Genomic DNA, 14,821 nt, shown 5'->3' on the forward strand with positions numbered 1-14,821 from the left:
GGTTGAGGTTTTGCTGAAAGCTGACTCCTAATAGCTGAATGCTTACAAAAAAGCCAATGTGCTAATTATTACACCTTACTGAATAGTTAACTGTTTAATGAATTTATCTTTATGTAAATCTTGATTCAAATAATTTAAACTAATTTTTTCTCCAGCAATATATCCAAAGGAAAAACCTAAATCACTATTCACTACAGTTGATTTCTGAGTTTTACATTTTACACCTTCTTGTTTTAAATATGCTTGAATAGCTAAATTATGTTTTTCAAACATTGAGCGGACAACTATCGCAGATGTTGAATTATCATTATTACCATCACCAAGAATACCTTTAGTTTCCATATTTTTTCGTCGTTCCTCTAATCTCTGTCTTAATCTAGTGGCACATCCCACCCGAAAAGCATTAATAAAAGCTCTTCCTTTACCTTTATGTTGTTTAACTAATTTATTAACTACAGTAGTTAAATATTCATAAACTGACCGAGAAACTGTGATATTAGTTTCTGTCCCTACTAATCTCATTTCACCAGTTTTAGTAGAACGCATTGCTTGACATCCATTAGCACGAGCAATTCCTGCTAAAATCCACATTTTCCAGGTTACATAACGACCTGTTTTATCAACAATACCTTTAGTAATATCTTCATCTTTATCTTCTCCTAAGTCTACTACAGATAAATTATATCTGGCTAATAATTCTGCTGCTTTTTCTGCTGCTAATGCAGCTTCATGTTCATTAGGCGAATTAGCAAGAGCTAAGAGTTTACTAATTTTTTCTAAAAGATTACTATCGACCATTGATTTAACTTGAAAATAGGGCTTACTGAATAATGGATAATGGATAATTGATAATTATCTCTGTTTAAAACCTATGCTTTATCAACATCTTTACTTAACATAAAACTTGACAAAAGAGAGAAGTTATGTATTTATCATCGAATGGGGATTCTGGGAGAGTAAACATATTTAATTAGAGACTTTTCTCCCTCCATCTCCCCACCTCCCTACCCCCCATCTACAAGATTTTAGGAGTTCTTGATCAGGGATTAGGTTGAAAACCGAGAAGATTGAACCAAGTGCCCAAATCTTAGTTAAAAGTCTGGATAAAAGCTCATAAATTAACCTTAGCACTATTGAGCCATATCTACATTTTTTGCCATATAATTGTTTTATCGGTAGATAATATCATGTCCGTTGGTATCGGAGCGTGTAAAAACTGGAGAAATATCTACCTTCTATAAGGTTTTTTTTCTTCTCTTAAAGCTTATTCCTTCTTCCTTATTCCTTACCTTCTCGTTGGCAATACCGATGCTACCGGACATGATATAACTCAAGTTCCTAGTTCTTGTACTGCACTTCTGTGATTGAAAATATTGTAAGTAGTAGTGCCAAACCAATGTCCTAAAAACTTACATTTTTTCAAACCCTAAAAAAGTACCAGCTTTTGTGTTGAAGCGAGGGGAAAAAGTGAGAATTTTTGGGCTAACTATGGCAGAAAAATTACTCTGACTATTATGAACGACCACCTTTTCTATAACTTCCATTTGTCTTGACTCTGTAGGGACGTTTCGCTGCGCGACATGAAACGCATTTTTGTTATGCAACATCCCTACTGTCGCCAGTCTGAAATGAAAACCTCTGTCAAATAAATTCAGGTATGTAGCGTTTCCAAAGTTAATTAGGAGATTTTATCTAACCGGGTTTGGTCTCCAAATCCCATTTTTATTTGAGTTGGAAAACTAAACCCCGACAACTTTTTTTTTCACAAATTATTTAGGATTACTATAGCTGATAAGTTAATACTAAAAGCTGATAGTTTAGTTAAACTTAAATAGGACTTACACGGGAGGAACCCGGTTTCTACGACCAATGTTGTTTTAAACTGTAAACGTCTATGAGAAACCGGGTTTCTGGGTTGATAACTGAATACTAAAAGCTAATAGCTACTTAAACTTTAAACTTATACCTAATCAGCATTTTTTCTATACCAATCAATTGTATTCTTCAACCCTTGTTTAAAATCTACCTCAGCAACAAAGCCAAACTTTTCCTTAGCTTTTTCTGTATCTAAACATCTTCTTGGTTGACCATTAGGTTTATCAGTTTCCCAAACTAACTCTCCCTCAAAGTCCATTAACTCACAAATTAACTCTACTAAATCACGAATTTTTACTTCATAATTAGTTCCTAAATTAATAGGATAGGACTCATTATAAAATTGAGTTGCCATAACAATAGCCCTAGCAGCATCTGTAGAATATAAAAATTCACGACTTGGACTACCATCACCCCAAACCGGAAATTTTTTATCCCCTCTTTGTTGAGCTTCATATACTTTCCTAATTAAAGCAGGAATTACATGAGAACTTTTAGGGTCAAAATTATCTTCTGGTCCATACAAATTTACAGGTAAAAGATAAATACCATTAAAATTATACTGTTGACGATAAGCATCTAATTGAACTAAAAGAGCTTTTTTAGCAATACCATAGGGAGCATTAGTTTCTTCTGGATAACCATTCCAAAGATCTTCTTCTTTAAAAGGAACCGGAGTAAATTTTGGATAAGCACATATGGAACCTACACAGACAAATTTTTCTACATTTGCTCTATAAGCACAATCAATTAATTGTGTCCCCATCATCAAATTATCGTAAAATAATTCAGCAGGTTTTTCCTTATTTAAACCAATACCTCCGACATGAGCAGCAAGGTGAATTATAATATCTTGTCCTTCAACAGCTCTTTGACAAGCTTCCAAAGTTCTAAGGTCATAATCACGGGATCTAGGTATAGAAATTTTATCAGGATTAGCTCCTGCTTTCTGAAGTTGGTCTACAACTTGACGTCCCAGAAAACCAGCTCCACCTGTTACCACAATATTCTTGTTTTCTAACTCTAATTTACTCATTAAAAACCTCCAAAATTAATACGAATTAGACTTTATTTCTGAGTATTGTAGTTGAAAATAAGTCTTCAGCTATAGCAATCTTAAATAGTGTAAGATTTGATCGTAGGGGTTTGGTTTCCAAATCCGTTGTAGAGGTTTGGTTTCCAAATCTCTTGTAGGGGTTTGGTTTCCAAATCCGTTGTAGGGGTTTGGTTTCCAAATCTCTTGTAGAGGTTTGGTCTCCAAATCCCTTAAAAGTTTAATGCTTAACCTAAGATTAAATAAACCCGCCCTAATGCACAAAGTTAGGCGTTTTAGTCCAGTAGGGAGGGTTGGGCAAGAATATTTATGCTAGTAAATCAAATTAAAGTTGGTTAATGTTGATAATGCCAAAATATGATGAAAAGCAATATAGCAATCCTAAATAAAATGTAACAATTCAAAGATTAGAAATAAATTCTGAAAATCTAGCCCATAATTTGTTATCTATTCCCTAATTATTAAAAGGTGACAAGACGTTTGACAAAAAAAATAGGATTGCTATATTATTTCCAAAAAGTTAAATTTTCCTAACTAATCAATTAGCCCAAAAATTCTAATCAAAACCACTGCCAACTATAGTAGATTTCTCTAAAGCTTTAATATCAGCATCAACCATCAAATGTACTAATTCTGTAAACGTAACTGATGGTTTCCAACCTAACTTTTCTTGTGCTTTTGTACAGTCACCAATTAATAAATCAACCTCAGCAGGACGTAAATAACGGGAGTCAAACTCTACATAATCTTGCCATTTTAGATTTACATGAGTAAAAGCTATATCTAGAAATTCCTTAATAGAATGAGTTTCATTTGTAGCAATTACATAATCATCCGCTTCCTCCTGCTGTAGCATCATCCACATAGCTCGAACATAATCCTTAGCATATCCCCAATCTCGTTTAGCGTCCAAATTACCAAGATAAAGTTTTTTCTGTTTACCTGCTACAATTCTAGCTACAGCACGAGTAATTTTACGAGTTACAAAAGTCTCACCTCGACGAGGACTTTCATGGTTAAATAATATACCATTACAAGCAAAAAGATTGTATGATTCTCGATAATTTATGGTTTGCCAGTGAGCATAAACCTTAGCACAAGAATAAGGACTCCGGGGGTAAAAAGGAGTAGTTTCTTTTTGAGGTACTTCCTGCACTTTACCAAACATTTCTGAGGAACCAGCTTGATAAAAACGAACTTCAATTCCAGTACGTTTTTGGTAGTCTCGAATCGCTTCGAGTAAACGTAGAGCGCCCATTCCTACCGCATCTACTGTATATTCTGGAGAATCAAAGCTAACCTTAACATGGGACTGGGCACCTAAGTTATATATTTCTACTGGCTTAACTTCTTCAATAATTCGACGTAGGGTAGTCCCATCAGTTAAGTCTCCGTAATGGAGAAATAACTGAGCATTAGGATTATGAGGATCTTGATATATATGGTCTATTCTATTTGTATTGAAGCTGGAACTACGTCTGATAATACCATGAACCTCATAATTTTTCTCAAGCAAAAGTTCACTTAAGTATGAACCATCTTGACCAGTAATACCAGTAATTAGCGCTCGTTTCCTTTCAGTCATTGCAGTTAATATTTACAAAGTATTGATTATGTTCTCGGCCTTCAGGACACCGATTTGCCTAACATATCGTCTTTTTACTATAACACTTACTCTTAATCCAGGTAGTTTTGATAAATTAGCTGAATGTTTGTCAGAAAAGAGGAAACAGGAAATCAAAAAGAAGAAAAACAACTGTGCCTTATAACTTCGGAAATTGCTAAAAGCTAGGTAATAATAAGGCTTTTAGCGAAGTTTACACTCTCAGCTCTTATTAATTTTTAATTAGGGTTGGCGTATGGAAATCTAAAAGTCTTTAAAGATAAAGCTTTTAGCATTTTTAGTCATGGAAAAAGTACCTGGTTTTCAGTTCTTCATAGTCAAAATTTTAGCATTTTAGGCAAGATAGGGACTGAAAATAAAGGGAAGATTATTCTGTACGGACGTTGCATCCAACGTCTCTCCTATAATCTCCATTTCTTCTGGATTCTGAATTCTGATTCCTATTCTTAACCACTCATAGTTTTGAGCGGAAGCCCTAATTATTAATTATTAATTATTAATTATTAATTATTAATTATTAATTATTAATTATTAATTATTAATTATTTAACCTATTTCATAAATTTGGGTTAGAGTTGCAATATTTGTGAAAATATTACTAACCTCTAACCCTAATAATAACTTTAGATAAGTTGAAATCTCTCAGCCTGAATTACAAAGAATTAGTAAGCACCGTTATTCTTAGGAAAAACAACAATACCAATTGTTTTAAAAATGATCCATATATCTATCCAAAAATTTCTGAAGTTAACATAGTAAAGGTCAATTTGCACCCTTTTGGGATAAGGAATATCATTACGACCAGAAACTTGCCACAAACCAGTAATACCAGGCTTAATAGTCAGAATCTTATCCATGTGATGACCATATTTCGGTAGTTCTTCAACCACTAATGGTCTCGGCCCTACTACACTCATATCACCTTTTAAAACATTCCAAAATTGAGGAAATTCATCTAAACTTGTAACTCTCAGAAATTTACCAACCCATGTAATTCGAGGATCATGTTTTAATTTAAAGTTTTCTGCAAATTCCTGGCGCAAATGAGGGTGTTTTTGGATAATTTCTCCTAACACCTCATCTGCATTTTGCACCATAGTTCTAAACTTTAAACAACGAAATAACTTTCGATTTTTACCTACTCTTTCTTGAACATAAAAAATAGGACCTGGGGAACTAAGTACAATTAGTAAACCTATCAGTAAGTAAAGAGGGGCAAATAATATTAAAATGGATAGAGAAAATAGGATATCAAACAATCGTTTAAAATGTCCTAGCTCTAGGCCATCTAGAAATCGACTTTTTTGTTTGTCTCTGGGGAGGAAAGGCTGAAAAGCTCGCCCTGTAAACCCTCTAATGACTTTACCAGAGATGAATTGGCTATTAGCAGTCATCTTACTCCTTGATTCACACCACACACAGTCCTGATCATAATGCCTATAGAGAAATACGAGGCAAATTTGGTAATGAAAAAGATGACTAATTTTAAATAAAGACGATTTTTCGGCTTTTGCCTAAGTTTTTCTGTATCTAATATATCGGAATTTTAAAAAAATTTTATAATTTAAAAATCAAAATTTACTATATAGTGTTGTCCCATTTTTTCAGGAAGTTGAAATTATGCAGTCACAATTGTAGAGTTAGCAGTCTCAATAATTATATTTTCAATGGCCTCAACCGATAAATTAGGATTAGCTTGTTTAACTAAAGCTACTACACCTGCAACATGAGGGGTCGCCATAGAAGTACCTGCTAAGAAACCATAAGAAGTACCTTTTACGGAAAGAGGTACAGGACCGTAGATATCTCCTGCATCTTTTGTGCTACCATCTCCTCCTGGAGCAACAACATAATCTAAAGGTTGGTTTCCAACTGTATTAGAGAAAGAAGAAAACTTCCCATCTTGTTCCACTGACCCAACTGCGATTCCGTACTCATCAGCTAATCTGGCTGGATAATCAGGACTACTGGAACTATCATTACCAGCAGCAGAAACAAATACAACTCCCATCTCCGCAGCATAGCGAATAGCTTCCAGTTCATCGCTAACTAAATTTTGTCCACCAGAGCTAAAGTTAATCACATCTGCTCCATTATCAACTGCATATTTAATAGCTGCTATACCATCGCTCACTTTGCCTTGTCCCCGATCGTCCAATATCCTAATAGCCATGATTTCGGCATTGGGAGCTACTCCAGTTGTTCCTACTCCATCTTTTTTAGCAGCGATAGTCCCAGCTATATGAGTTCCATGACCTTCTTCATCTATTGGATCGTTATCATCATCAACAAAATCCCAACCTTGGACATCATCTACATAACCATTACCATCATCGTCAATATTATTGTTAGGAATTTCATCACTATTAGTCCACATTTGGCCTGTTAATTCAGGATGGGTATAGTCCACACCACTATCAATAACGGCTACTACAATATCATCTCCCTGAAAGCCTTGATTCCAAACTTCTGGGGCTTTGACTAAATCTAATCCCCACTGATTTCCTCCCATATCAATCACATCTGCAAAAGGGTTAACCTCAATTGCTCTAGCAACTGCTGCTGAGGCATCAACTAAACCATATCCAAAGATATCACTATAAGTTGGTGTTATGGAACTAGCTGTTGTGAGAAGTTCATTGGCATCTAGAGTATCTCCAAAAATTAAGCGATTTTCAATCAGATTTATATCAGATATTCCTTTAACTTTTGCTAAGGTTAAGCCATTAGTCTGAACTTGAATTAATATATCTCCTGTTGCAGTATCTTCTCTTAAAAAGATGTCATTTTCTGTTAAGTTGTCTGAGATTTTAATTATGTCAAAATTATGATTAAAGTCTTCAATAATATCTGGTGTATTTACATTGTTATTTTCTGGTTCTTGAAGAACAAATGTATCATTGCCTGTTCCTCCAATTAATGTATCTTGTCCTAAGTCGCCAGAAATTAGATCGTCACCATCTCCTCCTAATAAAATATCGTTTTCTTTCCCTCCATGAATAGTGTCGTTTCCAACTTCTCCATAAATTGTATCGTTGCCTAAATCTCCGTAAATTATATCATTACCTTCGTCAGCTTTAATCAAGTCATCACCTCTACCACCTCGTAGAGTATCAGCGCCACCTCCACCGAAAATTTCGTCGTCACCTTGATTACCATTAATTAGTTCGGGGTTGAATGAGCCTATGACTATATCATTTCCATCTAGGGCTTGTAAACCTCCTGAAAATGGAGTTAGTAAATCGGCAGGTAGAGTAAAGTTATTAGAGTTGTTATCTAATACATAGGAAAGACCATCAGAGCTAGGACCAATCATAGTTTTTTTTATTAATGTTTATTTGTAAGCATTCAGCTAATAAGCTGTTAAGTGTTTAAAATGCAATTTGTTCTATAACTTGTTAGGGTTTGTTGAAACAGTCTTTTGGTTTAGGTAGGGAGTAGCGCCGTGTCAAGACTAAAATTGTGTGTGGGTTAGGAGTGAGTAACAAGTGAAGACCTCTCCCCCAACCCCTCTCCTGTAAGGAGAGGGGAGACAACTCCCCCTTCCCTTGTAGGAAAGGGGGTTGGGGGGTTAGGTTTCTTATCCCCCAACCCCTCTCCTTCCTGCAAGGAGAGGAGAGACAACTCCCCCTTCCCTTGTAGGAAAGGGGGTTGGGGGGTTAGGTTTCTTAATTCACATTTTTAAGCTTGATGCGCCAGTAGTTAGAAATCAGAATAAATAGGGAGTTATAGAGAAAGTGGTTGGAAAAATAGTTCCTTGATTTTTCTGTCATAGTGAACCAAAAATGCTGATTGATAGGCATCAATCTGAGCTACCTAAGAGCTGCATACTTTTTGATACCTAAAGAGGCTAAAACCTTTGGTGGTGCTTCACAAGTAGTGATTTGAGCATTTCCACTACCTAAGACTTAAAGGGATTTACTTATAAATATCACTACCTCTATAGGACTACCAAACCTTTGTCCGTAAAAACTTCTAGATTTAATCAGCAAACCCTAATTAATAATGCAACCCTTATTAATTTTGATTTCTGACTCCTAATTCTAACTTGCGACAACGCATTTTAAAAGCCTCTTATAGAAACTAATAAATTATATAATATCCGGATAATTAATAGATTTAAGTCCGCAGCGACTATGACGAAGTGAAATAAAGCAATATCAACTGTTTCGGGAAATTACTTTTTATCGTCACTGCGGAAAAATGTTCAATTCGGTTCTATATTAAGCAAGCTATCTGACAAATTAAATGTTGACTTTTGTCAAAAGCTAATGAATCAGGACTTACGCAAATTCACTATGTATAGGGTGTCGGTGCGTTACGAAGTACGCTAACACACCCTACTGGACAGTTTCACCTAAAATGGTGCATTACTTTTTGGCTGTGTCTAGACAAGGAAGACAAGGAAGACAAGGTGGTAAGCGAGAAAAAATCGCTCTGCACAGTTTTAGGTGTGTCAGTCCACTATTAATAGCGTTTATGTGTAAGTGCAATAGATGTAGGTTGGGTTGTTTCGCGCTCCGCGACATGAACGCGCACTTCGTTGCGGAGCATGGAACTTAGCTTGCTTCTGTGCAGGAGTAACCCAACAAAAATTTTGCTCCCCTACTCCCTAATGCACACTCATTAGCTGTGTCGGTCTACTACTAATAGCGTTCATGGGTAAGTCCTGTGAATATAGCAATTCTATTTGATTCGTGTAGAAAATTTTATTGCTTTTAGGTAAACAGCGGTCATTTTGCTGCACAACATAAACAGGACTTATGCAGCCACCCTAGATATAGTGTTTAAAACTCTTGCAAAATAGTTTCTTAACTCTATATATAGTACCTTGGCGTAAGTCCTGATCAAAAAAACGTATTTAGTATCGACCGCTGTTCCCTATTTCCTGTTCCCTTCTTTTTCAGCAAACCCTATTTATTTCCACATAACAAACCAAATTTAATTAACCCTCGCTCATATCCACTACTCATTAATCTCAGGGAAAGAGCAGCTTGAATAGTTGTCCAACCACTAAAAAGTACATTAATCAGAACTTGAGGGTCAAACGCTGATTCAATCACTACATCCCAAAAAGGAGCAACAGCAGTTGACCAGTCAGCGGTAAAAATATTTTTAAAACCAATATTCTGAGCGATCGCTTCATACTCTGGTAAAGAAATAACATAAGGTAAAGTATAAACCCGATAAATATCAGCTAAGTGTCTCCTTTCATCATCAGTCAGTTGTTCGTCAAATTCTCCTACTGAACGATGACACCAAGTTGCCATAATTATTTTACCACCAGGCTTCAGAACTCGATGGCATTCTTGCAAAAATTTCTGTTTATTAGGCATATGTTCTCCACTTTCGAGAGACCAAACCAAATCATAAGATTCATCAACAAAAGGCATATCTAAAGCATCGGCAACCATAAAATTAGTACGTTCACTTAAGTTTGCCGACTCTGCACGTTCCTTAGCTCTGTTTGCCTGAACGGGAGAAAGGGTAATACCTGTAGCTGTGGCATTAAATTTTTCAGCTAAGTAGAGTGTACTACCACCAATGCCACAACCAACATCAAGGATCGAGGCTGGTGGCCACAAATTTGAGGTTTCATTTGTTGTGGCCCAATGAAGTAGTTCCTCAATCATGTCTATTTGAGCTTGTCGTCTATTTTTTTTCTCTTGACCATCTGGGCCATAATAACCGTGGTGCATATGTTCACCCCATGTCTGTTCCCACAGATTGGACGAAGCATCATAAAATTGTTGAATTTCCTCAGTTAAATTCCCTGGCATAAGTTCTGTTTATTTTACTAGAGTTAGTATATAGCAATCTTAATTTTTAGGACTTACGCAAAGCAACCCAATTTTGTCATTGCGTTTCGCTACGCGACATGAAAAGCGCAGCGCAAGCGAAGCGCAACCGACAGCGTTTCGCTCCGCGACATGAATGGGTCGCATTCCGGACCGAAAGCAATCTCAAATGCCTAAAACTCCTTCATCATGGGTAAGTCCTAGTTTGATCAGGACTGAGGCAAAGGTACTATATATAGAGTTTAAAAACCATTATGCAATAGTTTTAGGCACTATATCTAGGGTAAATGCTTCAGCAATTAACAATGAAAAATTAATAATTACCCCTTCTGAAAACAAGGGGATTGACTAAAAGAAAGTTTTTTTATTTATCCCCTTAAAAGGTGAGGCTTTAAACCTGAATTATTGAATGAATAATAATTAACTATCAACTCTTGATTATTAATTATTAACTATTAATTATTAATTGTTTGGTAAGTCCTGTTTATTTATGAAAAAAACTGGGTGGTGGTGTACAAATAGTTATTTTGGCAGTTAGACTTCTGACAGTGAAAAAAAAAGGTCTATTTCAGTTTTCAGTTATCATTACCTTTAGCTGTTTGTGCAGCATGACCGAGGAAAGTATTGAGATTGAAATACTAAATTGAAATTTTCTCTTAGTAAATAAGAGGTTACTATAGCAATCAGTTGTGATTTGTGATAATTTGAATATTTTATCTAACGGGGTTTGGTCTCCAAACCCCATCTGAGCTAAGGTTTGGAGACCAAACTCCTACAGTTTTTCCTCACATCTAGTTCCTGATTGCTATATTAATTATTAATTATTAATTATTGAAAAATACATCGTAAAAAATTGCAATGAGTGTATCTAGAACTATTTGTCAAGGTTTCATTATTGTTATTACTTTTGGCACTATATTATTAATGCTACCTATTTCTATGAGTAATGGAAATTGGAGCCATCCTGTAACTGCTTTATTTACAGCAACTTCTGCTGTTTGTGTGACTGGATTATCAGTCGTAAATGTAGGAGAATACTATTCATTTTGGGGGCAGTTATTTCTGTTATTTTTAGTTCAAATTGGAGCTTTCGGTTATATGACTGCTACAACTATTCTGTTGTTGTTGTTAGGTCATAAATTTCGTCTTAAGGAAAAAATTGCTCTTCAGCAATCTTTGGAACAGGTAGGATTAGCAGGTGTGGAGGGTTTAATTAAGTCAATTTTAGTAACAACAATTGTGCTTGAATTTACTGGTATTTTTTTATTAATGTTAGTTTTTGTGCCAGTTTATGGCTTTCAAGAAGGTCTTTGGTATTCTATTTTTCATAGTATTAATGCTTTTAACAATGCTGGTTTTAGTTTATATTCAGATGGTTTTATGCAATTTGTCAAATCTCCATTATTAAATTTGGTAATTACTGGTTTAATTATCTTTGGTGGATTAGGCTATCAAGTGATTATGGAAATGTTTTTATGGTTGAAATATCTTTGGCAAAGAAAAAAAGCTTGTTACACCTTTTCTCTACATTTTAAAGTAGTTACTAATACTACTATTTTTCTATTAATAGTTGGTTTAATTGCTTTTTTGATTGCCGAATTTAATAATCCTAATACTCTAGAAAATTTAAACTTAGGGGAAAAATTAATTGCTGCTTGGTTTCAATCTGTTACTACTAGAACTGCTGGTTTTAACACTATTGATATTGGTAATTTGACTGATGCTGGTTTCTTTTTTACAATTTTTTTAATGTTTATTGGTGCTAGTCCGGGTAGCACTGGAGGAGGGATTAAAACTACTACTTTTGCAATATTATTTAATAGTACAAAAGCGGCTCTACAAGGTAAACATGAAGTTTTATGTTATCAGCGCAAGATTCCAATTATTGTGATTATTAAAGCGATTGGTATAGTTTTTGCATCTACTATATTAGTGGTTTTGGCTACTACTTTAATTGCATTTACTGACCAACATTTAGAATTAACTTCTATTTTCTTTGAGGTTGTTTCTGCTTTTGCTACGGTGGGTTTATCTTTGGGGGTTACTTCTGATTTTACCATTCCAGGACAATTAGTTTTAATTGCAACAATGTACATAGGTAGAGTTGGTGTATTGTTGTTGGTTTCAACTGTTTTTAAAGAACAAAAACCTAGTGCGGTTGAATATCCAGAAGGAAATTTATATGTATAGCGCGTAGCACTAGAGAATAGGAAACAGAAAACAGTAGAATACTAGAGGGTTTCAGGATGCAGAAATATCCGCGTTCTTTGCTTCGACTGCTGTATAATTCAATACAGTTCAGTTAAGGATTTTTGGCACAGCTTTGTAGTCTGAAAAGCCTATTTAATGGTTTTATATCTTATGAGTTTTCGTCTGAACTGAACCGTATTGCTATATAATTAGCTCTTAGCTGATAGCTGACCGCTGAATGCTTACATTTAATCAAATAAATCGTTGAATTTATATGAAATTATCATCTTGGAATTTTTGGCAAAAGTTACGCCCAGAAAATCAACAATTTGCTGTTATTGGTTTAGGTCGGTTTGGTCGATCAGTCTGTGAAACTTTACATAATTTAGGTTATGAAGTGCTAGCTATTGATAAGGATGAAAAAAGGGTAAATTTGGCTTTAACTGACCAAATTTCTTCTCATGCTTTTAAGCTAGATGCAACAGAAATTAATGCTATTAAACAAAGTGGTATTTTAGATTTTGATACAGTAATTGTGGCAATTGGTAATTATTTGGCAGAAAGTATCACTGTTACTTTGAATCTTAAAGAATTAGGCATAAAATCTGTGGTCGCTAAAGCTTCTTCTGAGACTCATCAGAAATTATTAGAAAAAGTTGGAGCAGATCATGTTGTATTTCCAGAAAGAGAAATGGGTTGTGAGGTGGCGCGATTATTAACTAAACCTAGAGTAATCGATCAATTTAATATTGACCCAGACAATAGTATTGTAGAGTTTATTGTGCCAGATAAGTTTGATGGGAAAACTATTGCTGATTTAGAAATACGGAATAAATATGGTTTAAATTTATTGGCAGTTAGTGGTCAAAATCAAAAATTTATAATTAATCCTCAGTCTAGTACAATTTTAAAAAAAGGAACAGTAATAATTGTACTTGGTTCTAATCAAGATATTAATCGTTTACCAAATTAAGAAATAAGAAGTAAGAAGGAAAAAGTAAGCTAAATACTTACTTATTATCTTATATTAAGTGGAACTTAATCAAGAAATAGTATAAGTTTAAAGAAAAATAATTTTAGGTAATTATGAGAGAAATTTCTGGTAATCAACAAGAAAAAATAACAACTAATTTGCTGCCAAAATATTTGTCATGGCTCTATAGTTTTTGGAAGTTTGCTCGTCCCCATACAATTATTGGTACAACCTTAAGTGTATTGGCTTTATATATAATTGCTATGGGCGATCGCTCTAACTTTTATACTAATACATCTTCTTTTTTATATAGTTTAATTCTGTTATTAATAACTTGGATAAGTTGTCTATGTGGCAATATTTATATAGTAGGATTGAATCAGTTAGAGGACGTGGAAATAGATAAGATTAATAAGCCTCATTTACCTATAGCTGCTGGTGAATTTTCTCTTTTTTCTGGTCAAATTATTGTGGTAATAACAGGTACTTTAGCTTTAAGTCTAGCCTTCCTCGCCGGACCATTTTTATTAGGTACTGTAGGAATAAGTTTGGCAATTGGTACTGTTTATTCTTTGCCTCCTATCCGATTAAAAAGATTTCCCGTTTTGGCAGCGTTATGTATTTTTACTGTCCGGGGAGTAATTGTTAATTTGGGTATATTTTTAAGCTTTGTTTGGGGATTTCAAAAAGTGGAGAAATTCTCAGGAAGTTTAAATAAATGGATGACAGAATTAGGTGAAATAATTCTACTCAAAAAAAGTTTGATAATTCCAGAAATTCTCCCGACAGTATGGGCGCTAACTTTGTTTGTGATAGTATTTACTTTTGCTATTGCTATTTTTAAAGATATTCCAGATATTGAAGGAGACCGTCAATATAATATCAATACATTTACAATTAAATTAGGAGCATTTGCTGTTTTTAATTTGGCAAGATGGGTATTAACAATTTGCTATCTAGGTATGGCGATAATAGGTGTAATTTGGTTGGCAAATGTTAATTTAATTTTTTTGGTAATAAGTCATTTATTAGCTTTGGGAATAATGTGGTGGCGGAGTCAAAAAGTAGATATGGAAGATAAAAAAGCGATCGCTGATTTTTATCAATTTATTTGGAAATTATTTTTCCTGGAATATCTAATTTTTCCCATGGCTTGTTTGTTCTAATACACCCCTGCTAAACTGTAGGGGCGGGTTTCACCATAGCGCTAATGGTGTTCCCAGTCAGCTAACTAAACCCGCCCCCCCACATTAGTAGGGGCGGGTTTCACCATAGCGCTAATGGTGTTCCCAGTCAGCTAACTAAAC

10 protein-coding genes are annotated in these 14,821 nt (G+C 34.7%); 3 read left to right on the plus strand and 7 right to left on the minus strand.

Annotated features, from left to right (window positions below; translation table 11 throughout):
- Positions 1-75: 75 nt before the first annotated feature.
- The 7 genes from VKJ25_RS11800 to VKJ25_RS11830 all read right to left on the minus strand — a co-directional run bounded on the left by VKJ25_RS11800 (position 76) and on the right by VKJ25_RS11830 (position 10,333).
- Positions 76-798 (minus strand): DUF7168 domain-containing protein, encoded by a 723-nt coding sequence (locus tag VKJ25_RS11800; protein ID WP_324236828.1) that lies wholly within the window; start codon positions 796-798, stop codon positions 76-78.
- Positions 799-1,409: 611 nt separating this feature from the next.
- On the minus strand, positions 1,410-1,544 hold the full coding sequence (locus VKJ25_RS11805) for a hypothetical protein (protein ID WP_324236829.1): 135 nt from the start codon (positions 1,542-1,544) through the stop codon (positions 1,410-1,412).
- Positions 1,545-1,966: 422 nt separating this feature from the next.
- Positions 1,967-2,911, minus strand: a complete 945-nt coding sequence (locus tag VKJ25_RS11810; RefSeq protein ID WP_324236830.1) for a GDP-L-fucose synthase family protein — start codon at positions 2,909-2,911, stop codon at positions 1,967-1,969.
- 574 nt (positions 2,912-3,485) lie between these two features.
- Positions 3,486-4,514 carry a GDP-mannose 4,6-dehydratase gene (gene gmd, locus VKJ25_RS11815; protein WP_324236831.1) on the minus strand — a complete coding sequence of 343 codons (1,029 nt, stop codon included), beginning with the start codon at positions 4,512-4,514 and terminating at the stop codon, positions 3,486-3,488.
- Positions 4,515-5,215: 701 nt separating this feature from the next.
- Positions 5,216-5,947 carry an undecaprenyl-phosphate galactose phosphotransferase family protein gene (locus VKJ25_RS11820; protein ID WP_324236832.1) on the minus strand — a complete coding sequence of 244 codons (732 nt, stop codon included), beginning with the start codon at positions 5,945-5,947 and terminating at the stop codon, positions 5,216-5,218.
- A gap of 224 nt (positions 5,948-6,171) precedes the next feature.
- Entirely contained in the window at positions 6,172-7,869 is a 1,698-nt protein-coding gene (locus tag VKJ25_RS11825; protein ID WP_324236833.1) for a S8 family serine peptidase, read from the minus strand.
- A gap of 1,597 nt (positions 7,870-9,466) precedes the next feature.
- The gene (locus VKJ25_RS11830; protein ID WP_324236834.1) at positions 9,467-10,333 is read right to left on the minus strand and encodes a methyltransferase domain-containing protein; all 867 of its coding nucleotides are present in this window, start codon (positions 10,331-10,333) and stop codon (positions 9,467-9,469) included.
- 876 nt (positions 10,334-11,209) lie between these two features.
- Here VKJ25_RS11830 and VKJ25_RS11835 point away from each other — a divergent pair.
- The 3 genes from VKJ25_RS11835 to VKJ25_RS11845 all read left to right on the plus strand — a co-directional run bounded on the left by VKJ25_RS11835 (position 11,210) and on the right by VKJ25_RS11845 (position 14,680).
- On the plus strand, positions 11,210-12,541 hold the full coding sequence (locus VKJ25_RS11835) for a TrkH family potassium uptake protein (RefSeq protein WP_324236835.1): 1,332 nt from the start codon (positions 11,210-11,212) through the stop codon (positions 12,539-12,541).
- Positions 12,542-12,815: 274 nt separating this feature from the next.
- The gene (locus VKJ25_RS11840; RefSeq protein WP_324236836.1) at positions 12,816-13,514 is read left to right on the plus strand and encodes a potassium channel family protein; all 699 of its coding nucleotides are present in this window, start codon (positions 12,816-12,818) and stop codon (positions 13,512-13,514) included.
- Positions 13,515-13,627: 113 nt separating this feature from the next.
- Positions 13,628-14,680 carry a homogentisate phytyltransferase gene (locus VKJ25_RS11845; protein ID WP_324236837.1) on the plus strand — a complete coding sequence of 351 codons (1,053 nt, stop codon included), beginning with the start codon at positions 13,628-13,630 and terminating at the stop codon, positions 14,678-14,680.
- Positions 14,681-14,821 lie beyond the last annotated feature (141 nt).

It is taken from the genome of Okeania sp., from assembly GCF_035285525.1.
GTDB lineage: Bacteria > Cyanobacteriota > Cyanobacteriia > Cyanobacteriales > Microcoleaceae > Trichodesmium.

Coding starts and splice junctions, on each gene's coding strand:
- VKJ25_RS11800 (WP_324236828.1), bottom strand. CDS start 798: ATGGTCGATAGTAATCTTTTAGAAAAAATTAGTAAACTCTTAGCTCTT.
- VKJ25_RS11805 (WP_324236829.1), bottom strand. CDS start 1,544: ATGGAAGTTATAGAAAAGGTGGTCGTTCATAATAGTCAGAGTAATTTT.
- VKJ25_RS11810 (WP_324236830.1), bottom strand. CDS start 2,911: ATGAGTAAATTAGAGTTAGAAAACAAGAATATTGTGGTAACAGGTGGA.
- gmd (WP_324236831.1), bottom strand. CDS start 4,514: ATGACTGAAAGGAAACGAGCGCTAATTACTGGTATTACTGGTCAAGAT.
- VKJ25_RS11820 (WP_324236832.1), bottom strand. CDS start 5,947: ATGACTGCTAATAGCCAATTCATCTCTGGTAAAGTCATTAGAGGGTTT.
- VKJ25_RS11825 (WP_324236833.1), bottom strand. CDS start 7,869: ATGATTGGTCCTAGCTCTGATGGTCTTTCCTATGTATTAGATAACAAC.
- VKJ25_RS11830 (WP_324236834.1), bottom strand. CDS start 10,333: ATGCCAGGGAATTTAACTGAGGAAATTCAACAATTTTATGATGCTTCG.
- VKJ25_RS11835 (WP_324236835.1), top strand. CDS start 11,210: ATGAGTGTATCTAGAACTATTTGTCAAGGTTTCATTATTGTTATTACT.
- VKJ25_RS11840 (WP_324236836.1), top strand. CDS start 12,816: ATGAAATTATCATCTTGGAATTTTTGGCAAAAGTTACGCCCAGAAAAT.
- VKJ25_RS11845 (WP_324236837.1), top strand. CDS start 13,628: ATGAGAGAAATTTCTGGTAATCAACAAGAAAAAATAACAACTAATTTG.